Annotated in this window: 25 protein-coding genes; 17 read left to right on the forward strand and 8 right to left on the reverse strand. The window is 66.9% G+C overall.

What is annotated here, in order from left to right; genetic code table 11:
* Positions 1-10 precede the first annotated feature (10 nt).
* Entirely contained in the window at positions 11-2,302 is a 2,292-nt protein-coding gene (locus DEI94_RS15975; protein WP_111025369.1) for a DEAD/DEAH box helicase family protein, read from the forward strand.
* Positions 2,299-3,102 carry a hypothetical protein gene (locus tag DEI94_RS15980; RefSeq protein ID WP_111025371.1) on the forward strand — a complete coding sequence of 268 codons (804 nt, stop codon included), beginning with the start codon at positions 2,299-2,301 and terminating at the stop codon, positions 3,100-3,102. Before DEI94_RS15975 ends, DEI94_RS15980 begins: the two co-directional genes overlap by 4 nt.
* Here DEI94_RS15980 and DEI94_RS15985 read toward each other — a convergent pair.
* Positions 3,092-3,382 carry a hypothetical protein gene (locus tag DEI94_RS15985; RefSeq protein WP_111025373.1) on the reverse strand — a complete coding sequence of 97 codons (291 nt, stop codon included), beginning with the start codon at positions 3,380-3,382 and terminating at the stop codon, positions 3,092-3,094. The two genes, DEI94_RS15980 and DEI94_RS15985, sit on opposite strands and share 11 nt — an antisense overlap.
* Before the next feature lie 93 nt (positions 3,383-3,475).
* Here DEI94_RS15985 and DEI94_RS15990 point away from each other — a divergent pair, with 93 nt between their 5' ends.
* Entirely contained in the window at positions 3,476-3,832 is a 357-nt protein-coding gene (locus DEI94_RS15990; protein ID WP_146249376.1) for a hypothetical protein, read from the forward strand.
* On the opposite strand, the gene DEI94_RS15995 is transcribed toward DEI94_RS15990, so the two are convergent.
* Positions 3,825-4,484: a DNA N-6-adenine-methyltransferase gene (locus DEI94_RS15995; protein ID WP_111025377.1), complete on the reverse strand. Its 660-nt coding sequence runs from the start codon at positions 4,482-4,484 to the stop codon at positions 3,825-3,827. The genes DEI94_RS15990 and DEI94_RS15995 overlap by 8 nt on opposite strands.
* Positions 4,485-4,575: 91 nt before the next feature.
* On the opposite strand from DEI94_RS15995, the gene DEI94_RS16000 reads away from it, so the two are divergent.
* The 3 genes from DEI94_RS16000 (at position 4,576) to DEI94_RS16010 (ending at position 7,108) form a co-directional block, all read left to right on the forward strand.
* Positions 4,576-5,589 carry a hypothetical protein gene (locus DEI94_RS16000; RefSeq protein WP_146249377.1) on the forward strand — a complete coding sequence of 338 codons (1,014 nt, stop codon included), beginning with the start codon at positions 4,576-4,578 and terminating at the stop codon, positions 5,587-5,589.
* 33 nt (positions 5,590-5,622) lie between these two features.
* The gene (locus DEI94_RS16005; protein ID WP_146249378.1) at positions 5,623-6,687 is read left to right on the forward strand and encodes a KTSC domain-containing protein; all 1,065 of its coding nucleotides are present in this window, start codon (positions 5,623-5,625) and stop codon (positions 6,685-6,687) included.
* An 88-nt stretch (positions 6,688-6,775) separates the two neighbouring features.
* The gene (locus tag DEI94_RS16010) at positions 6,776-7,108 is read left to right on the forward strand and encodes a hypothetical protein (protein ID WP_146249379.1); all 333 of its coding nucleotides are present in this window, start codon (positions 6,776-6,778) and stop codon (positions 7,106-7,108) included.
* Positions 7,109-7,317: 209 nt separating this feature from the next.
* On the opposite strand, the gene DEI94_RS16015 is transcribed toward DEI94_RS16010, so the two are convergent.
* Together DEI94_RS16015 and DEI94_RS16020 are read right to left on the reverse strand one after the other, a co-directional pair.
* Positions 7,318-7,857: a hypothetical protein gene (locus tag DEI94_RS16015; protein ID WP_111025384.1), complete on the reverse strand. Its 540-nt coding sequence runs from the start codon at positions 7,855-7,857 to the stop codon at positions 7,318-7,320.
* 79 nt (positions 7,858-7,936) lie between these two features.
* Positions 7,937-9,679 (reverse strand): FtsK/SpoIIIE domain-containing protein, encoded by a 1,743-nt coding sequence (locus tag DEI94_RS16020; RefSeq protein WP_111025386.1) that lies wholly within the window; start codon positions 9,677-9,679, stop codon positions 7,937-7,939.
* Between the two features lie 80 nt (positions 9,680-9,759).
* Here DEI94_RS16020 and DEI94_RS16025 point away from each other — a divergent pair, with 80 nt between their 5' ends.
* The 9 genes from DEI94_RS16025 to DEI94_RS16065 all read left to right on the forward strand — a co-directional run bounded on the left by DEI94_RS16025 (position 9,760) and on the right by DEI94_RS16065 (position 17,041).
* Positions 9,760-10,971 carry a type II secretion system F family protein gene (locus tag DEI94_RS16025; protein ID WP_111025388.1) on the forward strand — a complete coding sequence of 404 codons (1,212 nt, stop codon included), beginning with the start codon at positions 9,760-9,762 and terminating at the stop codon, positions 10,969-10,971.
* Positions 10,972-11,079: 108 nt separating this feature from the next.
* On the forward strand, positions 11,080-11,730 hold the full coding sequence (locus DEI94_RS16030; protein ID WP_146249380.1) for an A24 family peptidase: 651 nt from the start codon (positions 11,080-11,082) through the stop codon (positions 11,728-11,730).
* A gap of 23 nt (positions 11,731-11,753) precedes the next feature.
* Entirely contained in the window at positions 11,754-12,806 is a 1,053-nt protein-coding gene (locus tag DEI94_RS16035; protein WP_146249381.1) for a hypothetical protein, read from the forward strand.
* Positions 12,807-12,867: 61 nt separating this feature from the next.
* Positions 12,868-13,425, forward strand: a complete 558-nt coding sequence (locus tag DEI94_RS16040) for a hypothetical protein (RefSeq protein WP_146249382.1) — start codon at positions 12,868-12,870, stop codon at positions 13,423-13,425.
* 116 nt (positions 13,426-13,541) lie between these two features.
* Complete coding sequence (locus DEI94_RS16045) at positions 13,542-14,099, forward strand: hypothetical protein (protein ID WP_111025396.1); 558 nt, start codon at positions 13,542-13,544, stop codon at positions 14,097-14,099.
* 367 nt (positions 14,100-14,466) lie between these two features.
* Positions 14,467-14,967: a TadE/TadG family type IV pilus assembly protein gene (locus DEI94_RS16050; protein WP_111025398.1), complete on the forward strand. Its 501-nt coding sequence runs from the start codon at positions 14,467-14,469 to the stop codon at positions 14,965-14,967.
* 105 nt (positions 14,968-15,072) lie between these two features.
* The gene (locus tag DEI94_RS16055; protein WP_111025400.1) at positions 15,073-15,786 is read left to right on the forward strand and encodes a hypothetical protein; all 714 of its coding nucleotides are present in this window, start codon (positions 15,073-15,075) and stop codon (positions 15,784-15,786) included.
* On the forward strand, positions 15,786-16,307 hold the full coding sequence (locus tag DEI94_RS16060) for a hypothetical protein (RefSeq protein ID WP_146249383.1): 522 nt from the start codon (positions 15,786-15,788) through the stop codon (positions 16,305-16,307). Before DEI94_RS16055 ends, DEI94_RS16060 begins: the two co-directional genes overlap by 1 nt.
* Positions 16,307-17,041, forward strand: a complete 735-nt coding sequence (locus DEI94_RS16065) for a hypothetical protein (RefSeq protein ID WP_146249384.1) — start codon at positions 16,307-16,309, stop codon at positions 17,039-17,041. Before DEI94_RS16060 ends, DEI94_RS16065 begins: the two co-directional genes overlap by 1 nt.
* A gap of 20 nt (positions 17,042-17,061) precedes the next feature.
* On the opposite strand, the gene DEI94_RS16070 is transcribed toward DEI94_RS16065, so the two are convergent.
* The 4 genes from DEI94_RS16070 to DEI94_RS16085 all read right to left on the reverse strand — a co-directional run bounded on the left by DEI94_RS16070 (position 17,062) and on the right by DEI94_RS16085 (position 21,609).
* Positions 17,062-18,249, reverse strand: coding sequence for a type IV pilus twitching motility protein PilT (locus DEI94_RS16070; protein ID WP_111025405.1), 1,188 nt, complete (start codon positions 18,247-18,249; stop codon positions 17,062-17,064).
* Between the two features lie 19 nt (positions 18,250-18,268).
* Positions 18,269-19,420 carry a GspE/PulE family protein gene (locus DEI94_RS16075; protein WP_111025407.1) on the reverse strand — a complete coding sequence of 384 codons (1,152 nt, stop codon included), beginning with the start codon at positions 19,418-19,420 and terminating at the stop codon, positions 18,269-18,271.
* Positions 19,417-20,559 carry a ParB N-terminal domain-containing protein gene (locus DEI94_RS16080; RefSeq protein WP_111025409.1) on the reverse strand — a complete coding sequence of 381 codons (1,143 nt, stop codon included), beginning with the start codon at positions 20,557-20,559 and terminating at the stop codon, positions 19,417-19,419. Before DEI94_RS16080 ends, DEI94_RS16075 begins: the two co-directional genes overlap by 4 nt.
* A 129-nt stretch (positions 20,560-20,688) precedes the next feature.
* On the reverse strand, positions 20,689-21,609 hold the full coding sequence (locus DEI94_RS16085; RefSeq protein WP_111025411.1) for a hypothetical protein: 921 nt from the start codon (positions 21,607-21,609) through the stop codon (positions 20,689-20,691).
* A 649-nt stretch (positions 21,610-22,258) separates the two neighbouring features.
* On the opposite strand from DEI94_RS16085, the gene DEI94_RS16090 reads away from it, so the two are divergent.
* Together DEI94_RS16090 and DEI94_RS16095 are read left to right on the forward strand one after the other, a co-directional pair.
* Entirely contained in the window at positions 22,259-23,029 is a 771-nt protein-coding gene (locus DEI94_RS16090; RefSeq protein WP_111025413.1) for a hypothetical protein, read from the forward strand.
* Between the two features lie 142 nt (positions 23,030-23,171).
* A complete protein-coding gene (locus DEI94_RS16095) occupies positions 23,172-24,947 on the forward strand; it encodes a RecB family exonuclease (RefSeq protein WP_111025415.1) in 1,776 nt (591 codons plus the stop codon).
* The last annotated feature ends 86 nt before the right edge of the window (positions 24,948-25,033 follow it).

Consider the following 25,033-nt stretch of genomic DNA (forward strand, 5'->3'; position numbering starts at 1 on the left):
AGCCGAAGGTGTGAACGACGGCACCACCCTCGAACGTCTGCTCGCCAGCATCCCTCGCGACCCAGGCGACCACAGTCAGTACGGAAGCGACTTCGAGCTCGTCAGCGACTTCGCGCTCCGGAACGCTGTCGGCTACCGCGACGAGGTGGCCAGGGTCGAACCGTACGGGGAGTGGGCGGCGCGAACAGGTCACCCCGTGAAGGACCTTGGCGTGGACCGCATCGTCACCACGCACACTGGGGACCTCTGGGCGGTGCAAAACAAGGGGTATGCAGCGGGTCGCGCTGTCACGATGACGGACTACGCGACGTTCGTGACGAAGAGCAACACCATCCCTGGTGTCACCAAACGCATCCTCATCACCTCCGGCAGCGGTCTTGGCGCGAACGCCCGCTCCGTGCACCGAGGCAGCGGAGCAACGCCGGTGGTCGTCCACAACCGGGACTGGCTCGAGCGAGCCGCCGTCTATCCGACCGAGTGGAGCGAGCTTCGGTCGGGCGGCGGGGCGGGGATCCGAGGGACGGCGATGCCGCTGCGGCCGCATCAGGTGGCGGCCGTGCATGACATCGTCCGGGGCCTGCGACGCAGCCCCGAGGTTCAATACCTTTCCGCGTGCGGAACCGGGAAGACGGTGACCTCAACCGGCGTCGCCGACGCGCTCCACGCGGACCGGGTCGTCTACTTCGTGCCGACGCTGACACTCATGTCGCAGACCATCGACGCGGTGCGCCGGCAGCATGACGGACGACCGCTGACCATCGTCGCCGTCTGCTCGGACGACAGCGTCGACGTGGGCCGCGGACGTCGCCGCCGGGCGGCCGATGACACCGTCCACACGACTGAGGAGGACCTCGCGTGCGAGGTCGTGCATAGTGCAGCGGAACTCTCCGCCTTCCTCGCGAGGCCAAGCGTGGGCCGACTCATCGTGTTCTCCACCTACAAATCGGCGTACATCACCATCGCCGCGCAGCATCACCACCACGTTCCCGAGTTCGACCTCGCGTTCTGCGACGAAGCGCACCACCTCGTCGGCGCGACGTCGAAGGGGTCCACCACGGGGGAGCAGGTGAAGCGGAAGGACGACGGCACCGAACGTCTCCTCGCCCGATGGCGGGTATACGCGACAGCAACCCCGCGACGTGCCACCGCAGATGCGCAGGTGAAAGCGCAGAAACGAGGGGTGACCCTCGAATCGCAAGGGGAGACGAACGCCACCTTCGGTCCGGTCGCCCACAGCTTCACTTTCGGTCACGCCATCGAGGCCGGCATCCTCACCGACTACCAGGTATCCGTCATCGCAACCAACGACAGCGAGTACGCGGAGTACGTCGAGGAGCGCACGTTCGTCGAGAACACCGCGGACTTCTACCTCGACGCGTCCATGTTCGCTGCGCTGCAGGCGCTGAAACGCGCTGTCGCAGCGGGGGACCGGCGGATCCTGACCTACCACAGCAGCATCGCGGACGCGGAGAAGTTCGCCGCGCTCGTGGACGCTGACCCGGACCTTCCCGGCGCCGCCACCGTCGACGGAACGATGCGCTCAAGCGAACGCACCGCACGTCTGGCTCGCCTGGACCAGGACGGCGGCTACGTCATCGCGAACTGCCAGTGCCTGGCGGAGGGGGTGGACCTGCCAGACCTGGACGCGATCCTCATCGCTGACCCGAAGTCCAGCGCGGTGGAGATTGCCCAGTGCGTCGGGCGAGTGCTACGGAAGGGGGCATCCAAGGAACGCGGGCACATCCTCATTCCCGTCGCCATCGCTGTGGAGAACTGGGACGCCGGCGTTCTCACTGACGCTGAAGCGAAGCGGCTTCGCACGAAGAACGGTCCGTTCCGTCCGGTGTTCGAAGTGCTGGCTGCCCTCAGCGAGCACGACGAGATCCTGTGCCAGTGGCTGACCGCGATGACTCTTGGGCTCGGCCGACGTCCCAACCGGACGACGCTGCCGGGCCAGGAGCATTCGGACGAGGAAGCACTCGCCGGCATCATCGGCGCGGACGCTGCCGCTGACCTGCTCGACGATGGCGACGCGGCCGAGGGGCTGCCGGGGCTTGGCCCCAGACGCATCATCATGGACAAGGTGGTGCTCGCTTCCACCGGCATGAGCGAGGAGGTCGTGCGGCAGTTCGCTGCATCGATGCGGCTGGGGAGCCTGACGAAGTCGCAGATCCGAGGACGCACGACGCGGGAGCGTTCCATCCTCGTCGTCATGAAGGCCCAGAACTGCACCCTGGAGGAAGCGACAGCACGATACGACGCGGCTGTTGCCCGCCGCAGGAGCTTGGTCGGCGACGCATGAACTACAACGCAGACTTGGACTACCTTCAGCAGCAGTACGCCGACGGCACCCTCGACGCCAGCATCGGAGCGGCGCTCCAACATCTCGGTGTGGACCTTCACCTGTCGCCGACGGAACGTGCATGGTGGGAGAACTACGACGACTATGAGCACTGGTTGGACACCCACGACGGCCGACACCCGCAGGTCGATGACGAAGACGCGGCTGGACTCACACCCTGGCTGAACGCGCAGGACGATGTCCACCTCACGCTCCGTCAACGGGCTGCGCTTCGAGCAATCCCCGGATGGACACGCACGGCGCAGCGCCCAGAGTGGGCTGACGCGTGGGCGCTGTTGTTGCAGCTCGCCGACGAAACCAGCGCTGCCGGCGCAGCGGAACTCCAGGAGCTGTCGGCACTCGTTGACGTTGGCCGCGCGGCGGGTCATCAGCCGCGCACCGGCCCCATCAGCAGGGTGCACAGTACCGCCGCGGTGCTGACCTACCTGATCTTCTGCATCCAGAGCGGACGGCAACCGGAGTACCAGGAGCCATCCGGGCAGTGGCTACGTCGAGCACGCCGAGACAGCCGCTTCCAGGAGCTCCTGCCCGTCATCCCCGGGTTCACCGACGCCGTCGAGCCGGCGCCAGCATTCGTCCGTCGAACGGGGGAGTACCTCGAAGCGGTCAACGCGGACGGCCCGCGGACGCCGCGACAGCGTCGCGCGATCCGGTGGATGCGAGACCAGCGGGCGAAGTTGCGTCGGGGCACCCTCGGACAAGCGGAGAGCCGGCACCTCGCCGACCAGCTCAGCGGGTGACGACCCGGAGGGCGTGAAGAACCTGCTCACGGGTGGGCACGGCCAAGCCATCCCAGCTGCTGAACACGGCGACGGCCCGCTCAAGCGTGTACCGCTCACCGTCCCACGCGACGAAGTAGTCCCGGGCCCGTGACCAGCGTCGCTCCGTCGGCCGGTCCGTGAACGCCTGAATGGCGAGGACCGCGCGCCGGGACCCGTTGGTCAGCAGCAGCTTCCCGAACTGGTTGCTGCATGCGGCGAGCAGGGCAGCGACATCGTCGGTGCTGGAACTCAGCGGCACGGGTCTCCTCAGCTGTGGGCTGGCCGACCGTACACGGCGCCTCCGACGTTCGTGATCGCGGCCGCCGCACACAACCAGGTCATGACGATGGCGATGACTCGGCTGAAGGATGTTGTTGGCGCGGGCACACGGGGCTCCGGAGGGAACAAGCGTTCCGGCGGCGAGTTCTACTTCAGCCGCGACGGGGGAGCGGCCGCCCCGCAGGTGACGCTGTCGTCGTTCCGCGCCCAGTCCACCGTCAACGATGCGTTCCCCTTCCCGCAGGCGAACGACCTCGAGAAGGTCATCACCGTCGTCGACGCGGTGGGGGAGCATGCGAACACGTCAGGAGCAATCGCGGACACCATCGGAGTGTCGGCGGAACGAGAAGGGACCTACTACGCCGACGCGGCCGGGTACCTCGGGCTGTGGAGACCGACACCAGCGGCGGGCTCCGCACCTATCAGCTGACGGAGCTTGGGGAGCACTTCCACGCAGCAGACAGCGCCGAGCGCGCCGAACTGCTGCGCCAGGTCGTCGCCCGCGTCCCTGCCGTCGACGAGTACGCCAACCGGGGACCGGACGGCCTCGCCGAGTACATGAGCGAGGAGACTGCCCTCAACGGGACGACCCTCGACCGACGCGCGGCAACCATTGAGGCGTGGCACCGAGCACTGATCTCCGGAGACGTGCTCGCTGACAAGCTCGACCTGGAACGACTCGGCGCAGACAGTCGCGTCGACCCCTTGTAGAAGCGGATGCGGCCGGAGATGAAGCAGACGACGTCGGCGCGCGCTGCGGCTTCGTGGAACCAGGTGGTGTCGGTGCGGGCGAACACGAGTGCGATGCCGTCGCCGTGGTCGGCGAGTTTCTGCAGCCATGCGCGGGTGTTGTCGTAGGGCGGGTTCACCCAGCAGAGGCCGTGCCACGGCGAGGTGAGACCGTCGTCTGCTTCCGTGTAGCAGCTGATAGCGGGAACGAAGGATGCGTCGAGGCCGGGGGAGCAGGGGTCCAGGTCGTAGATGAGGTCGAGGGCGTCGAAGATCTCCGGCGGCGTGTACCAGGAGATGGACTGGCTCTTCGGGGACTCGTGGGTGAATCCGGCGGCTTTGGTGTTGGTCATGCGGGGTCTATGCCCGACCGCCAGACCGTGGTGGGATCCGGGATCTCAGTCGACTGGTGATGTGGTGCGGGGCGCCGCACACATGATCTGCATGGCAACAGCAACGGTTCCCCCGCGCCTGCGGAAGAAGGACAACGGCACCCCGGGCAACGGCGGCGAGTTCGACGTCGACACCCGACCGGACGCCGCCGTCACCCTCGCCCCCGTGTACGCAGGTGGCGCCACCCGCGAAGCTGCCGACGCACGCCGGGACGCGCTGCGCGGCTCCGGGTTTGTGCCCGCTGTCGCCGGTCGCATCGTCGGCTCCGACTCCACCACCTGGTGGAACACCGCCCTCGTGCGCGCGGAGTACGCCGGCGACTCCCGCGCGGAGTACGCCAAGCTGCCCGAGGACTTCTCCCTCAAGTACGCCGAGCAGGGGTACCGCGGGAACCGACGGCTCTCCCGCCGCACCTACACCGCGCCAGGCGGAGTGTCAGTGACGATGCCGTCGGTGAACACCATCAAGGCGTTCGCACGCATCAACGACTACGAGACCGTCGACATCCCCATCTCCGCCGTCACCCCAAACGGTGACGTGCAGGGATGGATCCGGGTGACGAAGAACGGGCCCGGGCAGTGGGCTGTCAGCGGCCTCGGCATGGACCCCGCCACCAACGCGTACGTCAGCGAGACCGTGAACGCGCTGCTCGAGTCGCGGACCGTCTCCGGTGCGTTTACCGGCATCGAGGACATCCGCGAGTCCCGCCTGCAGCGGATGGCTCGCATCGGCGTGCAGATCAAGGAAGTCCCGGACGCACCAGTCGTCCTCAGCGCCGTCGGCTACAACAAGGCGTCGAAGACCCTCGCCATGAAGATCGGCGGCCGCGTGTGGGGGTACTCCGCCACCAGCGAGGACTTCGACCAGCTGCGCACCAACAGCAAGCCCGCCGCGGTGTTCAACCGGCTGTTCGCCTCCAAGAAGGGGCGTGTGCAACTGCACGCGTGCCCGAAGTGCGAGCGGGTGTCCGCGAACCTCGACGAGCACCGGTGCCCGCCGCGGCACAAGGCCGCGACCCGCCGAGCGTCGAAGCCCTCCCGAACCTTCGCCAGCCTCCTCCACTGACCTGAACGGGTCGGTGCCGCACACATGGCAGACGTGAGCACACCGACCCGTTTGAAGGACGTCCCCGGAGCAGGGACCATCAACCCGCGCACCGGCCGCACCAAGTCCGGCGGCGAGTACTACTTCGGTCGTGACGGCGGCGCAGCCGCACCGCAGGTGAACCTCGCCCCGCAGCCGACCGCCGATCCGCTCGCGCCGAAGATCGCGGACCGGAAGGACGCGCTCGCTCACGCGTCGTTCGTCGCCGCGCAGGCCTCCAACGGCACCGCCTCCCGCGGGAAGGAGAACCGTGCGGAGTGGTGGGAGCGGTCGTTCGGGAACGCGGAGTGGCGCGAGAACGCCGGCTACCCGAAAATGCCGGACGACTTCACCCCAGGTGGGCACTCCGGTGAATCCGTCGTCGGGCACCGCCGGACGAGCCGCCGCTGGTACAACGGCAAGGACGTCGCCGTCCGCATGCCGTCCGTGTCCGCCATCAAGCGGTTCAGCCGCGGCGTCGACGGGGGCACCTTCGACATCCCCGTCCAGGTGCTGCACGGCACGGAGAACATGCAGGGATGGGTTCGCGTCACCCAGCACGGCCCGCAATGGTCCGTCACCGGGCTTGGAATGAACGCAGCAGACAGCGCTCGAATGAGTGAAGCAGTCCGCGTCATCCTCGAGCACCGCACCCCGACGGTCGCACTGACCACCGTGGACGCCCTCCGGCAGGAGTACCGCAAGCGCGTCGCCTCGGAAGGCACCCGAGTCGAAGCAGTGGTCGGGTCCACGTTCATCAAGGGCGCTGCGTTCGACGCGAAGAACGGCCAGATCACCCTCAGCATGGGCAAGTACCACTACCGGTACCCGGGGAACGCGGACGCGTACCAGGAGCTCATCACCGCTCGGAGCCCCGGGCATGTGTTCAACGCGGTCATCCGCGGGAACGCACGCGCGGAGAAGCTCACCTCCTGTGACACCTGCCACCGGGTGTTCTCCGTCGGTGTGGAGCACCGCTGCCCGGCACGCCACAACAAGGCCGTGGAGGCGCCAGCCGGCGTCTGGGACCGCCTGGCTCGCCGCGCCGCGAGCGTTCGGCCGGGACGCCCACGGAAGTAGCAGCGCACATCCGCGGACAGGTCCGCACATAGAGCATCCGGAGGCGAACGTCGTCTCCGGATGTTCTACGTGCTGGAGGACCATGCCTGTGCAGCAACCCATCGCTCCACCCCTCGTCCGAGACGAGCTGCTTCGAGCGATGACCCTCATCGACGTCTGCCGCGCCGAAAGCGGGGCCCGGCCAAACTTCCGGCGTCCCGCGCAGACGAAGCGTTCCCGTCGACGGCTGTTCGAACTGCTCGACCAGCCGGACCGGGCGACGTGGCGGATGGCTCGAACCCTCGAGATCTACGACGGGCAGATGGTGACCCTGCGAACCGCGGTGCAGAAGTACACCGACTACCAGGAGATCAGCGGCGAACCGCCCACCCGCGAGCAGCTGTTCTTCACCCTCGAGACCGTCGCCGCGAACCGGTCGTAGGAGACGGGGAAGCCAGGGGCGGTCCCGACGCGCGTTCCCGATCGTGCAGCCGGCCGCCCCTGGCGAAGGTGACGCCCGCGGCCCCGACAACCGCATGCGGGACGCCACCTCACGTCACAGCGCGCATCCCACCCCATGCGAGGGGAGCAGCTTCCGTAACGAGACAGCGACATCGCCATCCACGCAGCAGATATGCGGCGGAACAGCGCTCAGGCTACGACGTCGTCCTCGCCGGAGTCCTCGTCACGGAACGACACGTCCAACGTCCCGGCTGCAGACAGCGACACCAGCAGGGTCACCTCCGTGTACGGGTCGATGAGGAACACGTTCTCACCCGACGGGCGCGGCGTCTCCGTGTACGGCTCGTAGTGCGACGCCACGTGAATGAACGGCAGCGGCAGCGTCCACTCGGACACCTCCGCCACCTCCCCACGGTCGGAGAACAACGCCGTCAGCACGTCCTCCCCAGCGGTAGCCACGTCGAACGTGCCCTCCTCCTGAGCGGCGACCGCCACCAGACCCTGCTGCAACGCCGTGGTCCGCACCGCGTAGTCGAACCGCTGCAGGAACGCCTCCTCCGGGTCCTCACCGCTGTACCCATCGATGAGAGCCGCGACCGCAGCGGTCGCCGAATCCGCGAGAACCGTCGTCCCGTCCGTCGGGTTCGTCACAGCGACGTACCACGACACGTCGTCGTCGGTGAGGTGAACGGCGATGTCCTCGCCGGCGGGAACGATGATGCTGGTCACGTACTTCTCCTGGGGTGGTGCGGGGTGGTGGGGTGATGTGAAGCTCTATACCGGACGTCGGACATCGGCTGCGGAACCGCTACGAGAAGTCCTCGGGCACGGTGCTGCGACCTCCGGCTGCCTGCACCCGCAGGTCGTGCGCGGCTGCAGCAGCGCCGGAGAGCCCATCGCTGCGGCGCTGCTGCTTCTCGTCGCGACCGAACCCGCCGTACTCGGGCCGCATCCGAGACGCCGGCTCCCCGGCATCGCCACCCTCCTCAGGCATCGCGATGCGCGCGATGTCTGCAGCAGACGGGGCGGGGGTGTTCGTGGTTGGTACGCGGAGCTGCTCAAGCGCTGCCCGGTACTCCTGCGTCGATGCGTAGAAGGACTTGTAGACGACCGGGTCCGCGCCTTCCATCTCAAGCACGCCGACACCCTTTGAGACGGAGGCGTCAGCACGGATGTTGCTTGGTACCTCGGGGACCATGGTGGGGTCGTTGAATACCTGCTGGCGGGTTGCCTTGGTCGGGTTCACACCCTGCAGGAGCTTGTTGGACAGCAGGGAGCGGAGCTTCGGCGGGATGCCGGTCGTCGCGTTGGCTACCTGCGTGGAGAGCAGCAGCCGAATGCCGACGAAGCGCATTTCGGCGGCCAGCTTGAGCGTGGCACCCATGAGGATGGCGCGGGTCGCGTTGGCTTGCATCGCGGAGACGACGAATGGGTGGTCCTTCGGGACGCCCTTCGGGATGTCGTCTGGCTGGAACAGGCCCGAGAGCTCGTCCATCACAACGAGGATGGGCTTCGGTCTGATGGCTGCCGGCAGCTCCTGAATCTTCGTGACGTTGTGCCGCTTGAGTACTTGCGCGCGACGCTGCCCCTCCTCGTAAACGAGAGTGGCCACTGTCGCTGACGCGGCCAAGGAATCGCATCCCCAGAAGCCGGGCCGGACGAAGTCTCGAGCCCAAACGAAGTCCACGGATTTGTGCTCGACGTCGATAAGGCAAAGCTCGTATCCGGCAGCGAGTGCGCCGGCGATGATCGAGTTGATGGTGACCGTCTTTCCGGACCCGGTCGTTCCGTTGAGCTGCGTGTGTGGCGACGCTTCGAAGTCGAGGTACAGCGGGTCGCCAGGCTCGTCTCCGGTCTTGCCGAGCGACGTCGCGAGGAGGAGTCGTTCGGTGTTGTTGAGACGCTGAATCTGCGACAGCGGGTACTTGATCGCCTTCGGGAACGTTGGCGGGTCCGAGGGGACGATGTCGGCGGTGAGGGCGTGTGCGTTGGTCTTGACGTACCAGCCGAGCTTTCCGATGACGGACTCCGCGACCTCCTGCAGCTTGTCGTCGTGCTTTGACGGCACGTACGTCTTTGGCAGGCCGAGGGTGAACCCTCCGTCGCGGCGGGGTTTGATCTGCACTTCCCATGGCTTCACGCCGAGGGCGACGGCCGCCGCGCCGCGCGCGCGGACGGTGTTGGGAGCCATCTTCTGCAGGGTGGCGTAGCCCAGGTACGGCTCGAACTCGGTGAGGTAGTAGCCGTCGTGCTGGGACTCGAGCTTGACGGCGGTCTTCTCCCCGTCGCCGGGCTTGGTGTTCCGGGACAGCTTGATCTGGATCTCGTCGGCGTCGTCGCCGTGGTCGATGACTTCGCTGATTTCGACCATGCGGGACGCCGTCGCGGTGGATAGGGCGAGGTTGAGGTTCTCGATCTCCCAGCCGGCACCGTGGGTTTCGCTGATGAGGCGGGTGAGGGCCTCCTCGTGGCGTGCAGGGTCGAACCCCTGCGGGAGGTTGACGGTGATGAGTTCACGTCGGGGACGGTTGGCGGGCATGCCGGTGGACATGCGGCAACAAAGTGCCGCATGTGCCGGGGTGCTGGCGTCCCTGGTCGGGCATAGAGCCAGTCCCGACCTTCGGAGACCTCATGAGCGAGCCCACACCCCAGCCTCGGCCGACGCGTCGCCGTCCGCCACGTCGTCAGCACGGCATCGAGACGGTTGAACGCATCACCCGTGCGTCCGAACGCGGTGACGTGACCGCGGCGGAGAAGAAGTCGTGGCGGCCGAAGTGGCTGCGGTACGAGAAGTCGACGAAGCGCTCTGAGGTGGCGGACGCCATCCGTTCGCTCGGCATGATGCTGATCTCCTCCCGTGGTGAGACGGTGCCGCTGGCGACCCTCGCAGCGCAGTACGCCGGCACGGAGATCGGGTCCGCGTTGACGCGCATCTACGACCGGGTGCAGTCCGGTCAGGCGGATCTGGCGGAGGCGTTCCGGTTGGAGCCGAAGGTGTTCCCGAAGATCGTCGGGGACCTGCTCGTCGTCGGCACTCGGTCGGGAACGTCGGGGGTGAACCTGCAGAAGGCTGCGGACATCATCGATGAGAGCCAGGACCTGACCCACAAGATCCGGTCCGCCGTCATGCAGCCGGCGATTCTCCTCGCCGTCATCATCCTGTTCCTCTACGCCGTCATCCTGTTCGTGCTGCCGACGTTCGGCACGATGTTCAAGTCGTTCGGGAAGCCGCTGCCGCCGCTGTCCATGGCCGTCATCGAGGCCGGACATGTCCTCGGCTTCGGCGGGGGAGCGGCGGTGCTGCTGGTGCTCTGCGCGGTCGGCTACTACCGCTGGTGGGGGCGGAAGAACGAAGCGTTGCGGGTGCGGGTGTCGCGTCTGCAGTTCCGGATCCCGTTCCTCGGGAACGTCATCCGGTCGCAGAAGCTGACGCAGGTGTTCTCCATCCTCGCTGGCCTGCTGTCCGTCGGGATGAGCGAGCGTGACGCGTTGGAGACAGCTGCGGAAGCCTCCGGGAACCCGGCGTTGCAGAAGCATCTCCGCGGCCACATCGAGTTCCTCGAACGGGGCACGAAGGAGTTCGCCGACATCGCCGACGGGTTCTTCATCCCGTTGCAGGCCGGGTTCCTGCTCCGGAACGGCTTCAACTCTGGTGCGGAGCAGCAGGCGTTGGAGAACCTCACCGCGGTCTACAAGCGGGACGCGCAGAAGCGAGCCGACAACCTCACGCAGCTGCTCGAGCCGGTTGCGAACGGTGTCGTCGGTGTCATCTTCGCGATGGTGCTCATCGCCGTGTACCTGCCCGTGTACAGCCTGTTCCTCTCGATGACCCAGGTGAGCTGACCGGCAACGCATAGAGGAGGCATGGCTTCCTTCGTCCTCCCACTGCTCACCAACCCTGCTGTCACCGCGCTGGTCGCGGCCGCCATCGCATTCGGGTGGGCTGCGTTCATGGCGACGTCGACGACCCGCCGGGTGGACCCGCCCGTGCCGACGGTGCGCTGGTGGGTGGCGTCGTCGGCCAGCGCTGTCCTTGCAGCGGGGCTCGCCGCCATCGTTCCGAACCTCACCGTTGCCATCGTCGTCGGCCTCGTCGCCCCGGCGGTGGTTCTCGGGTCGTTCGTCGATGCGAAGGTGCAGCGGATCCCGAATCTGTACAACGGGCACTCGGCGCTGCTGGTTTTCGGTGCAGCCGGTGCGTACGCGGTCGCGACCGGGCATCCCATGGCGGTTGCTGCTCCGGTCGGCGCCGGCGTCGTCGTCCTCACAGCGTTGCTGCTGCTGACCGTGCTGTCCCGTGGGCAGTTTGGTCTCGGGGATGTGAAGTTCGGCGGGGTGCTCGCAGCGGCGTTGACGCTGGTGGATGTCACTGTGCTGCCCGACGCCGCACTGCACAGCGAGTTGGGATTCCTGGTGCTCTGCGTGCACCTGCTGTCCTGGGTGACGCTGTCGTTCCTCGTCGGCGGCGTGTACGCGGCAACGCGGCTGCTTCGAGGGAACCGGGCGCCGTTCGCGTTCGGTCCGTTCCTCGCGGTCGGCTGGCTCGTCGCAGTGGCGGCCGCTCCGGCGTTCGCGTCACTGGTTGCCCCGCTGTACAGCTGAGGTCGCCGCATGTGACGGAGGCTGTGCGACGCTTCTTCCGAACGGACCGAGCGGCAACTGACCCGATCCTCGTCATCGCGGCCATTGCCGTCTCCCTCGTGCTGCTCGTCGGCGGTTCCTTCGCGGTTGCGGGGCTGATCGGCAACGGGAAGGACCTGAACGCGAAGAGCGACCTGGACCGGGTTGCCGCGGCGGAAACGTCGGCGGCAGCAACTGGAGCGGTCACCTACTCCTGGGCGGGCACTCCGGACGCGTCCACGTCTGTCGCCACCTTCGGTGACGGGTCGACTGTGACAAACATCCTCCCGAACCCGGCGTTCCGGAACGGGATCGCCGGCTACTACACGGAGCCGAGGATTGTCGCGTCTCAGCCGTACGCGGGCAGCAACATCATGCGCGCGGTGACCAGCGACGGAGAGCAGCAGTCATTCGTCATTCAAGGCGTCCCGAACAACACGGACTACACACTCGTGGCGACGGTCCGCACCTACAACGGCGGCTCACCGGTGGTATTCGGCATCGCTGGCGGCTCCGGTCAGCCGCTCGCAGCGACCAGTACCTTCCAGACGGACTACCTGGACCTCACCACCGCGAACCAGGGGAACATCTACCTCGCGATGAGTGCGAACGTTCCAGCTGGGGATGGGTTCGAACTGCAGAGCCTGATGCTGGTGCCGGGGAAGGGGTACCGCGGCGCCTACTTCGACGGCAGCAACGCGAGCCCGCCGGGCGGGTTCCTTCCATACCTGTCGGGTGGGGGAACGGCGCTGCTTGGAACGGACCTGTCCGCGAACGCCGCGGGCACGAGTGCGACGACGCTGCAGCACGCAGCGGTTGGGTTCACTCCTGGCGCCAACGACCGTGTCGCGGTCACGCCCGATGCGGCCGGTGACGCGTGGGCTGCGGTGGTGAAGTCCGCGACGGGAAACCTGTTCGTTCGCACGTCCGCGTCCTCGAGTACTGGGGTTCTCGGTGGGACGTCTGGGGCGCGGACGATGCCGTCGTCGGTGCCGCTCCCCAGCGGTATCACGGTGGCGAATCTGAACACTGCGCTGACGAACGCCACCGGCTTCTGAATCGCCGCATGTCTGTGAGAAGGCCCAGGTGCCTGGGCTTGCCACCGACCGGAGAGTCTCCATGAAGCGCTTACTCACGTTCCTCCGCCGCAGTGACCGCGCGGCAACCGACCCTATTCTCGTGATCGCCGCCATCGCTGTGTCGCTGGTCCTCCTCGTCGGAGGTTCGTTCGCCGTTGCCGGGATGATCAACAACGGCAAGGACCTCAACGCGAAGGGTGACCTCGACAAGGCAGCTACTGCGGAGTCCGCCTACTCCGCTGATGCAACCTCGAGCGTCACCTACATCCCGTATCTCTCCGGCAGCGCGAGCGCCGGACTGAACTACAACCTCGCCGCCACCGGCGGAAGCACAGCGGGGACCGCGCTCGAGAAGGCCGACGTCGGCTTCACCCCCACCGCCGGCGACAAGCTCGCCGTGGCGACCGACGCCGGCGGCACCACCTACGCCATCTTCTCCAAGTCCCAGACCGGGAAGGTGTTCTACCGCCTCGCGGGCTCCTCGACGATCTACCAGCTCACCGGTTCCTCGGGCGCCTGGGTCATCGGCGCCGGCACGAACACCGTCGCCGCCACGAGCGCCGCCGTGAACACGCTGCTCACCAACGCCGGGTTCTAGTCACCGGCAGCAGCAGCCTCGCACCGGAACCGCGCGGGGCTGCTGCTGTTTCCGCCGCATTTCGTGCGGTATCCCCAGGTTCTCGGGGTGTCCCAATCCCTTCCTCCGGAGACCCCATGAAGAAGTTCTTCTCCCGCTTCCGCCGCGGTGAGCGAGGCGCCACCGACCCGATTCTCGTGATCGCCGCCATCGCTGTGTCGCTGGTCCTCCTCGTCGGAGGTTCGTTCGCCGTTGCCGGGATGATCAACAACGGCAAGGACCTGAACGCCAAGGGCGACCTCGACAAGGCCGCCACAGCAGAGTCCGCGTACGCAGCGGATTCGACCACCAGCGTGAACTACATCCCGTACCTCGCCGGGAGCACCAGCACCACCCTGAACTACAACCTCGCCTCCACCGGCGGAACGACGAACGCCGTCGCGCTGCAGAGCGCCGACGTCGGTTTCACCCCGACCGCCGGAGACAAGCTCGCCGTCACCACCGACGCCGGCGGCACGCAGTACGTCATCTTCTCCAAGTCGCAGACCGGGAAGGTGTTCTTCCGCAGCTCCGCCAGCTCCACCATCGGCACCCTGACTGGCAGCAGCGGCTCCTACGCTGGCATCAGCACCGCGGGAACGTTCATTACCACCGACTCGGCGATGAACACCATCCTCACCGCCGCTGGGTTCTAGCCCGTAGCCTCAGCAAGCAGCCTCGCACCGCCCACTCGGTGCGAGGCTGCTTTCTTATTCGTTTCTCCCTCCCCGACGTGAGTCGCGTCTTTCGACCACGGCAGCCCGCACCGGGTCGCAGCGCCGACCGCCGACCCTCCCGTTCTCAACATGGCCCGCCGCATCACTGCCCGGCGACCTCCGTGGGCGTGCACACGCTGCCTGCGTCGTTCAGTCCCCCGAACGACCCAGGACGGAACTCGACGTGAGCGCCGCGCTGACGAACATCGGCCTGTAGTACGAAACGCTGCCCGTTTCGCCGCATCTACCGGGGAAAGCGCCAGGCGCTCCGCCTCCGCACACACCGGCAGAAGGGCCTTCCACCAGCATGACCACCAACCGATTCCGCGACCGCGCGCGCCGCTGGTTCCGCGGCGAGCGGGGCGCTACCGACCCCATCCTCGTCATCGCAGCGATCGCCGTGTCCCTGGTCCTGCTCGTCGGTGGTTCCTTCGCCGTCGCCGGCATGATCGCCAACGGCAAGAACCTCAACGCGCAGGGTGACCTCGACAAGATCGCAACGGCCGAGGCATCTGCGCAGGCGTCTGCGAACACCTACCTCAACTGGGCCATCACGACGGCTGGTGTCGTCACGGGCACCTCGGACGCCCAGAACGGCAACGTCACCCTCGACAAGGAGTCGGTCGGCTTCACGACGACCGCCAACGAGGAGATCAAGGTCGTCGCCAACGGGAACGCGTGGGTCGCCGGCGTCGTCTCGCAGACGGGGACCATCTACTGGCGCTCGTCGCTGTCGGCGACCACTTACAAGGGCACCATCACCGCGAGCCAGTACGACTCATCGCTGACCCTGCCGACCCTGCCATAGCAGGAGACGCTCGTTCCTCGACGGCGGGGCTGCCTCAGGGCGGTCCCGCCGTTCGTCGTCATGGACCGCCGTCCTCCGCGCCGCCGCATAGAAACTCGCTGGAAGGTGATTCAGGAGTACCTGAACGCGCAGGCGGAGAAGTTCGTCTCCTCGAGCCTGTTCGCTGAGCCGTGGAGCGTCCACAACGTTCCGGTGACGGTCGGCAACGTTCACTTCGTCGTCAGCGAGTCCGCGGGCTCGCAGACAGAGCCCGACAATCCTCCGGAGGCGCCGGCGGAGTTCGTCGCCTACGCTCCGGCCGCCACTGCTGACGGTTCGGCTCCCAGTTGCACCTACGCTTACGCGCAGCCGGTGAAGGGGTGCCTTCGTGCGGTGAGCCGGTCCGAGTACGACATTGACGAGGACAACGCTTTCCCGACCGGTCCAGCGGGGTTTGCGCTGACGGGAGGGCAGGGTGCTGCGCCGACCGATGCAACCCGGCCAGCGACCGATATCTTCACGATCACCCCGGCGAGTGTGACCTACACCGACCAGGTGCGCGTGCAGGTGGCGACGCCGCAAACCGCTTCGGTCGCAGCCGCCAACAAATGGTTCATCTTCTGCGGCAGCTCGACGTCGTCTACACAGTCCGGAACCATCGCCGCCGTCACTATCACCGGCACCGTTTGGATGATGTTCGAGTTCACTCCATCGTCGCTGAAAAGCGTGACGGGGTGCACGCAGGCGACCCTCGCAGTGGAAACCAGTGCGAGTAAGCCCACGGGGGCCCTTACAAAGTACAATCGGTATGCGTATCGGGTTTTGGCGGGAACACACTGATGCGGCGCGGGGTCAAGCGGGATAGCGGGATCATCAACGTTGCACTGGCGTACATGGTCCTCGCGTCGAGCGTTGTCGCGACGATGCTCGGCTGGTTCATGCTGACGCAAACCCAGCAGTTCGAGCAACGACAGCGTCAGCAGGACGACCTGTCCATCATGAGCACCGCGCACGTCCTGCTGTACGACATCAACACGTCGTACAACGCAGCGTGGCTCACTGCGGCACCTGCGCAGCTCGCTGCGTCCCTTCCCCACGAGGTCGCCGACGATCCGAGCGGAACGTTGGTGCAGGTCACGTCCATCAAGAAACCAGATGCGTACACGCTGACGGCAGTGATCACCGCCACCTCTCCGACCGACTCATCCATCAGCGTCACGAAGACGATCACGTATCGGGCAGCTGGGGCGTTCATGTTTCAGGGCACCATCACGAACGTCAACGAGGTGTGGGTGAAGCGAAGCACCGACGACATGCTCGCTCTCTATTACATTCAGAACGCGCAGCAGGTGAGCCACTGATGATGACGTTGATCCGTTCAGCACTTCATGGTTTCCGAGGTGACCGCGGTGATGCCGATCCACTGATGACGGTCGTGAGTGTGGCCATTTCGGCGTTCCTCGCGGCGATTGTTGCCGGGGCGCTCACCCTCGTCATCACGACTGGGGCGACGTTCACCAGCGGTCAGGCCGCGACGAGCTCCTCGCAGCAGTTGACGGCACTGTGGCAGCGAGATACGGAGAATGCGTCAGCGTTCTACATGCAGGGCACGACCACCGCGATCTTCTACACGTACCCGGACGACCTTCCCGGTGGATACCTGTCGAACGCGAACGACGGAGCGTGCACGAAGACGACGTGGACCTGGGCGAGCAACACGCTCACCGTGGTGGAGGGCCGATGGAACAACAATGTCTGCGACCGCACCCAGTCCACCCTCGTACCGAACTTCACCAGCACCGTGTTGTCTGTCGCGAACGTCACGACGTTCACCGTCACCGCAAGTAACTATGCCGGCCGCGACTTGCATTGGGACTCGACCGGAACGGAAGTGGGGATGACGTCCACCAATGCGTCGCTGAAGTCCACTGTGCAGCAACAGGTTGCCGGCGACGCGTCCACGAACCAATGGGCGTTCAAGCAACCGGCGGCCGTCACGCTGACCGGCGTCATTGAGTCTGGTGCGGTTCAGCGGGTTTTCGAGCAAACCGGCGAGACGTCGATCATGCCGAACTTGGACGCCGCCTCGGTCTGAACCGCGGCGTCCACCGCGCCTCACGTTGCGCGTTGCACCCGGTTCCGGAGCTCCGCCACCTGCTCCTTGTTCCGTTTGGCGTATTCGAGCTTCGCGGTGAGGTTGTCGACGTCGTTGCAGAACTGCTTGGCGGTGTCCTCATCTACGCGCCCCTGAGCCCACAGGGTTGCTAGGTCGTCCTCGAAGGTCCACATCCCGTCGGTGGGCTTGAGCTGTTGCGTCAGAGACGAGTACTCGCCCTTTCGGATCTTCGCGGAGATGGCAACACCGTTCATCATGAATTCCCGCGCAGGCACGCTCCGGCCGTCGAGAGCGGGAAGGAGCCGCTGTACCACGACGGCGCGCAGCGCCTGAGACAGGGCGGTGGCGACCTGGTTCTGCTCGGCCCCGGGGAACTGCGACACAAGGGACGACACCGCCTCCTCAGCGGAGGATGCGTGCGACGTCGCGAACACCAGGTGCCCCTTGTTCGCCGCTTCGATGGCGACCCGCACCGTCTCGAGGTCGAGGAGCTCGCCGACGAGGATGATGTTCGGGCGGGAGCGGAGCGCGGTCTTGAGGGCGTGGGGGAACGAGTCGGCATGCTGTCCGATCTCCCGCTGCGTGACAAGGGACTTGTCAGAGGTGTGCACGAACTCGATGGGGTCCTCCACCGTGTAGATGTGCTTGCTCTGCGTGCGGTTCACTTCGTCAAGCAGCGCCGCGTTCATGGTGGTCTTCCCCGACCCGGTCGGTCCGCAGAACAGGATGAGTCCGGCGGGGGAGTTCAGGGTGATGCGAACCAGTTCGGCGGGGATGGGGTTGTCGGCGAAGATCGGGTCCGTGAGCCGTGGCGGCTTCTCCGGCACGATGCGGAGGCTGAGCCCGAGTCCCTGCTCCTGCCGGCGGAACGTCATCCGGAGTCGTATGTGGCGCCCGTGGACCCGCACGACCCCCATGCATTCGACGGTGCCAGCGGAGCCTTGGGTGAGCGCCCGGCCGCCGCCCTTCGCTTCCGCGAAAGCTTCCGCCCACGCGTAGATGTCGCGGTTGGAGACGGTGAGGTTCGTGCGTTGAATGCGGCCGAACCGCACCGGCCACGCCACCCGTTCCCCCTCGAAGTGCACGTCGGAGACACCGTCGACGGCGAGGTGCCCGAGGACCGCTTCGAAGTGACCTCGAATGGCGTCCTTGTCGAGGCGGGGAGGTGCCGCCACGGGGGGTGGCATCGCGACCCGTCCTGCTGTGTCACTCAATGCCCAGTGCCTCCGTCACGAATCGTGGTGTGGTTTCACCGGCGGCGAGCCGGCGCTCTGCGTCTTGGCGAAGCGTCTGCATGCCTTGGGTGCGGGCGAGCTTCTGCAGCTGGTACCGGGTCATACCGCTCATGAGCGCGGCGGAGAACTCCGGGGTGATGGTGAGGACTTCGTGGATGGGGGCGCGCCCGGCGACGCCGGTGCCGCGGCAGTCGTTGCAGCCGCGACCGCCGCACGGCCGGTGCACACGCTTCACCAGACGCTGTGAGACGACGCCGCGCAGTGACTGCAGCACCTGCTGCGGCTTCGCTCCGGAGAGGGTGATGAGCGCTTCGACGGCGGCGACGGAGTCGTTGGCGTGGAGGGAGGAGATGACGCGGGCGCCAGCGATGCTGATCTCCACGGCGGAGCGTGCCGTTTCCTCGTCACGGATCTCACCGATCATGAGGACCTGCAGGTCCGAACGGCGAAGGCTTCGGAGGATGGAGGAGAAGGTGTTGCCGGCCCCTTCCCGGACCTCAATCTGGTCCACGTCCGCCAGTGGCCGCTCCACCGGGTCCTCCACGGAGTACACCGCTCGACCTTTCCCGCCGAGGTAGTCCAACGCCGAGTACATGCTGGTGGTCTTTCCGGCGCCGACCGGACCGGCGAACAGCACCAGGCCGTTGGCGTACCCGAACAGATGCTGCAACGACTGCAGGTTCTCCTTCGAAAACCCAATCTCGTTCAGGCGTGGTGTTCGGGAGATGGACGGGAGTCGGAGGACGTACTTCTCACCCCGGATGGTCGGCAGGACCACCAGACGCAGGTCGTAGCGGCGGAGCTTCGCCGATTCCGCCTCGTACTGACCGGGGGTGAGGTCGACTGATAGGCCGCCGGAGCCGCCCCGGTGGACGTACCGTCCCTCCTCGGACTTCGTGACGCTTCCGGAGCCGACGTTCGCCAGCGACTTGATGCGGGACACCACTGCTCGAGCGGCACCTCCCTGCAGACCCGGCCATTCCAGCAGGTCGCCAGCGCGGCGAACGCGGATGAACAGCCGGTACGGGTCGTCATCGACGAACTCGAGGTGGATGTCGCTGATGCTTTCCTGGAACGACCGGTCGATGACGCGGTCCAGCCAGGTGATCGCCGCCTCGGTCATGCGTCACCGCCGGAGCTGACGCGCGTCAGTCTGTTGCGGGCGGCTGCGAGGACGGCTTCGAGCTCGCCGATGAGGGCTTCGAGGTCGGCGCGGTCCGCTGCGGTCGTGAACGGCAGCGCCTCGAGGATGACGGTCGTGGCATCGGCGAACAGTGGTGCGCGGGGGTGCTCGTCGCCGTCTCCGTCGTGCGCAGCATGCGCTGGAGTCTGCGGCTGTGCCGGCTCGGGCTCCGGTGCCGGCAGCTGCTGGTTGATGGGCGGTGGAGCGTCGATGGCGGACAGGCCCTGGTCGCGCGTCTCGCCTGCGTCGAGTGGGGCCGTCGTCGCTGGGGGCAGGTGCGCGTCGTCGGCAGCGCGCGCGAGCGGAGCGTCGTGCTGCTGCGGCTGCGGGGCAGGCGCAGGGTCCTGCACGCGGACGTGTTCCTCGCCCTGCGTCCGCGTCGGCTCAGCCGCGGCCGAGGCCGAGGCAGTGGTGGCTGCCGCCCACACTGCGAGAACCCGTTCGAGCAGCGGCATCACTGGGGCGCCCGCGTCGATGCGCTTGATGGCGTCCCGAGCCATCTCCTCGGTGTCCGGGTCCCCACACGTGGTGAACTCAGCGATCCGCTCGACGCGCTTGAGTGTCGTGACGGAGTACCCGGTGGCCTGCGCAAGCTGGGCGTCCAGGTCGGCGACCGACGGTGCGGCAGCAGCGCGGGGCGCAGCCTCGAGATTGGGAAGCGGGATCACCGCAGCGTCCGAGTCCCCCTCGACCCTAGGCGCTGGGGGAGCGGGCGGACGCTCGCGCGCTTCCTGACGTTGCGCGGCGGCGAGGGAGCGCAAGCGTCGGCGGAGGGTGGCCGCTTCGACGGCGGTGAACTGCAACCGCTCGACGTTTTCTTCCATCTCGGCGCGCAGAGCGGTCAGTTCGTCGTCGGCGCCGGAGGTGACGACCACCCCGATTGTCACCAGCCCGAGCTCGCGGTGCGCGGCGAGGCGACGCTCTCCGAACACGAGCGTGCCGTCCTGGCGGACACCGATGGGTTGCAGGAGACCGAGTTCGGTGATGCTGCGCTTCAGGGAGGTCAGGTCGCCGAGGTCACCGCGCGCACGGTCGCCGATGATGACGTCGGAGACGAGCATCTCGAGGCGCGGCGTCATCGTGGACGCCTTGTTGTGGTGCCGAGCGCGTGGCTGGTCATGGCGGTCACCTTCACGTGTACCTAGAGGCTGGACGGGTCATTGACCCGACTCCGGTACATGCGGCAGAAATCGGCGCCGCCGCGCTGGTTAGACGGTCGGGCGGCCGAGCGGCAGTTCGTCGTTGGCGATGCGGGTCATCAGGTCCTCGTACAACGGGTAGAACGTTGCCGTCAGCGCCTGAAACGACTGGCGGAGGTACTGCGCGCGAGCGCGCAGGGTCTCTACCGGCGTCGCCGGGTCGCCGGCTTCCGCCATGATGGTCTGCCACGCGTCTGCGAGCACCGGTCCGCCCTCTTCGTTCGGCGGGACGTCACCGAGCGCGAGAAGGGCGACGTAGGCGAACTGACCAACCGCCCAGCGGAACGTGTCCGCATCCTGGGCGGAACCAGCGACTTCCGTCACACCGTGGAACAGCTCATTGGCGTGCACACCCCACCCTGCGGGACGAAAAGTGTCCAGCTGGTCAGCGACGGTCGTGATGGTGACGTCCTGCGTGGGGGAGACGTAATCGGTGAGGTCGATGGTGTCCAGAACCGGGTCCGCTGCGCCACCCAGCCACGCCTGCACGCGGGACTGCACGCTCGGGTCGTCGATGTTCAGCCCGTAGAGGTCCAACACGTCAATCCACGTGCCGTCCTCCGCGTCGTACATGCCGGACCACACCGCCTCCCACGCCACCCGCAGCGACCAGAACTCCACGCTCTCCACCTCGGGGCCGTCGTCGGTGTCCTCGGTGTCGAAGATGCGGGGCGCTGCAATGGACTCCGGCAGCCACAACAGCGGATGCCAGAACACCGCCGGGTTCATCTCCGGGTCCCAGCCCTGCGGCCCGCGGGCATAGTCCTGGATGGGAAGCGGCGACCCGACCAGGGGTACGTAGGCCAAGCGGTCCGGCTCAATGCGAGCGTCAGCCACGAACGACTCGTACATGGTGTTCAACGCGAACGAGGACGGCGGGAGGATCAGCGAATCCCCGGGCGCGGACAGGTACGGGCGTCGGTTAGTCACGGGGGAGCTCCTGCTCGGTCGAGGTTTCGCGTCGGCTAGGCGCACCCGTCGAGATGCGGCGAAGGCGACGTCGCTCGGTGTCGTCCATCCTCCGGCACAACCGGTCCTCGTCAGTCAGCGCGTGCCGGCAACGTCTGCCCGCGACCGAGGCACTGCCGGTTGCGGCGGCACTCCCGGCAGCGCCCAGGTGTCAGCATCAGGTTCCGATTCCACACGATGCAGCTATGCCCGGAACGTCGGCCTGGTGAGCGTTCGGCTCACGCGCTCTGCCCGATCCGCTCGACACCCGGAAGCGGCGACATCCCCGTACTGATGCGGATGCGCGGGTACCGCGAGCGTCGCGCTTGACGCTCCCAGCGGAGGGGAGAGCTATAGAGGGGGAGGGGATGTGTTTCTAGGAGGGAACCCCTTCTCTCTTCTTCTTCTTAGCTCTCCTACAGATCAAGACATAAGACAAGAGGGCCCTACGGGCTCCGGATCCCAGTAGCGGCGCGGGTTCACGGTGGCTCAACCTGACCGCTCGAAGCGTGAGCAAGGCAAGTCACCGAGCGAGCGTCACGCGAACCGCCCGGGCGTCACAGCGGTCACCGTGTTCCGCCGCATACCCGCAGGCACCACCAACCGCCCGCCATCCCCGGAGCCTGCGCGCATGCCATCCACGCGAATCACCGTCAACGCCGAAGCGACCGTCGACCACCCCGCCGAGCGGGCCGTCATCCGCTTCCGCCGCGGGAACCTCTACGACAAGCAGAGCGACAAGCCCACGTCGTCCGGACGCGACCTCACCACCCTGGTTCTCGAAGCCGGGGCGGAGGACGTGAAGGTGATCCCGCGCAAGGGGAAGGTCATCATCAGCGTCGCCGACCTCGGCTACCTCGGGTCGGTGCTGGCGAACCTGCGGAACATCGGCACGGTGAAGAAGCCGAGCACATCGTTCGAGGTGTCCGACGAGACCCACGAGATGATCGTGGCGGAAGCGGTGTCGTACGCGGTGGACCAGGCGCGGGCAGATGTGGAACCCACCGCCCGGCTCCTTCAGGCGCAACAGGTGCGCGCGGTCAACATCAAGGTGGTCAAGGCGAAGGCGGTCGCCGGAACCTGGCAGCAGCTGTCCGCTCGCGTGCTGATGGCCAGCGCCTACGTGAAGGTGGAGGTCACCTTCGAACTCGACGGGCCCGGCGTCCTCGACATCAGCCCCGAGCTGCGGGACTACTACGACCGGGCCGGCACCGAGGACCCGAACGCCGCCGACGACACGGGCGACGACGACAACGACCCCTTCGGTGGTGCCGTGTTCGGCGCTCCCATCGCTGGTGGTCTGCCGGGTCTGGCGGAGTCAGTCGGCGTCGAATACCACCACATCGAAGCGGAGTCGTCGGCGGAAACCCGCGGCGTCTCACTCGACAACGTCACCACCTGACCGGGCCCTCCGCGCATAGAGGAGGGGTGAGTACCGCCGCACCTCCCTCCCGTCCTCCCCAGGTCCCTGCCGCGACAACGACCCGCGCCGCTGCGACCACGTCCAGCCGCACCGAGGACCACAACATGCGAGAGGAGCGCCGATGAGCCCGGCGTCAGGTCACGCTGCCGCGACCGCACACGTCGAAGAGACCGAGCATCCGCTCGCTGGTCTGGCCTGGCTGCCGGACAAGAAGACGCTCACCATCACCGACGTCAGCAAGCTGAAGCGTCTCCGCCGCAAGCAGCTGTCCGCCTCCACGTCGCACGCCCTGTACCCGGACAAGTGCTACGTCTCCATGGTCATCGACCGATTGATGCCGCGCGAAGACGGAGTGTTCGAGGCAAACCAGCTCGGCATCGCCGCGCACGCCGTGCTCGAGCACCTGTTCTCCCTCCCCGGCCCTGAACGCACGAAGGCGCGCGCATCGGCCATCGCCCGTGAGTACCGGGAGAACCCCGAGTTCGCGGAGAAGATGCTCGGCCACGGCCTCGGGCCGCTGGTGCACGCCCTCAACGAGGCGGACACCGCCAAGTGGCTCCACGAGGTGGACATCCGTACCCACGGCCTGTGGGAGATCGAGGACCCGACACAGGTCACCGTCTTCCGTAACGAGATGGGCTTCGGCGCCGACAACGAGTTCAACGTCAACATCGGCCGGGTGCCGTTCGTCGGCTACATCGACCGTGTGGACAAGATCGTCGACCCGGTCACCGGTGAGATCACCGGCTACAAGGTCATCGACTACAAGATGGGCAAGTACAAGGAGCCCGACCCGAAGTACCCGAACAACCCCGACGAGTACGGCGACCAGATCAAGGTCTACGTCGCGGCGATGTTCGGCGTCACCGGGTTCTGGCCGGAGTCCGGCTCCCTCGTATTCGCCAAGCAGCACCGTGAGCGGGTCATCGAGACGACCCAGGAAGCGGTCGCCGGCGCCGTCGAACGCTTCGAGGCAGCGTACGACCGCATGCACGCCATGGCGGATGCGAACGAGTACCCGACGAAGCCGGGGCCGCTGTGCAGCTGGTGCGTCCTCGTGAACAACTGCCCAGCCGCCGTCAACCCACGCAACGGGCAGTCCTATGAGGACCTGTCGAACACGGCGAAGATCCCGTTCGACCAGCTCACCCCGGCCGAGCAAGCCGAGGGGAAGAACTGGCCCGCATGGAAGAAGGCGAAGGGGATCCGCAAGGTCGCCTTCGACGAGGACGGCAACCCGCTGCCCCTCAAGGCTCTCCCGAAGGGTGCCGTCAGCATCCCCGTCGTCCAGTTCGCTGCGCCGTCCGACAACGAGGAAGCGAACCGTCGCCGCATCACGAACGGCGCACTCCCACAACCGGCACCTTCCGCGCATAGAGGTACCGGAACCACGTCCAACCCCACCGAAGGGAACCCCATGACCATCTCAGCTCAGGCTCCGGCCGCCCCCGCCCTCAAGGAGGGTGTGAGCGTCCACGACGCCACCACCGACGGCGTCCTCAACCCCCGCTCCTACGCCGCGCGTGCGGTCCTCGACATCACCAAGCTCGCCGTGAAGAAGCTCTCCGAGGCCGGCCAGCCGGTCAACGGTGGCACCGTCAACGGCCTCGCGTTCACGTTCGCCCACATCGTGCAGAACGTCGAGTTCGCTCTCACCGGTGCGTTCGACTGGCAGTCCGGGACGAACTACCTCGTCCGCACCGCGCTGGCGAACAGCATCGACACGCTCAACAGCGAGGGCAGCTCCCCGTGGGGCAAGGGCGCCAGCGAGTGGGACACCTGGGTCGAGTCCGTCCGCAAGCGCACCACCGCGCAGGTGGGCGTCGCCGTGAAGCTCTTCGGCGCCGGCACGGACATCCCCGACACCCCGTGGGCGGCGCTGCTCCCCGCCGCCTGACGTCAGCCCGGGCCCGACGAGAGAACCCCGACGCAGCCGCGCACACATGGCGCAGCACCCAGAGCACCTGAACAGACCCCATCAGC

It is taken from the genome of Curtobacterium sp. MCBD17_040, assembly GCF_003234805.2.
Classification (GTDB): Bacteria; Actinomycetota; Actinomycetes; order Actinomycetales; family Microbacteriaceae; genus Curtobacterium.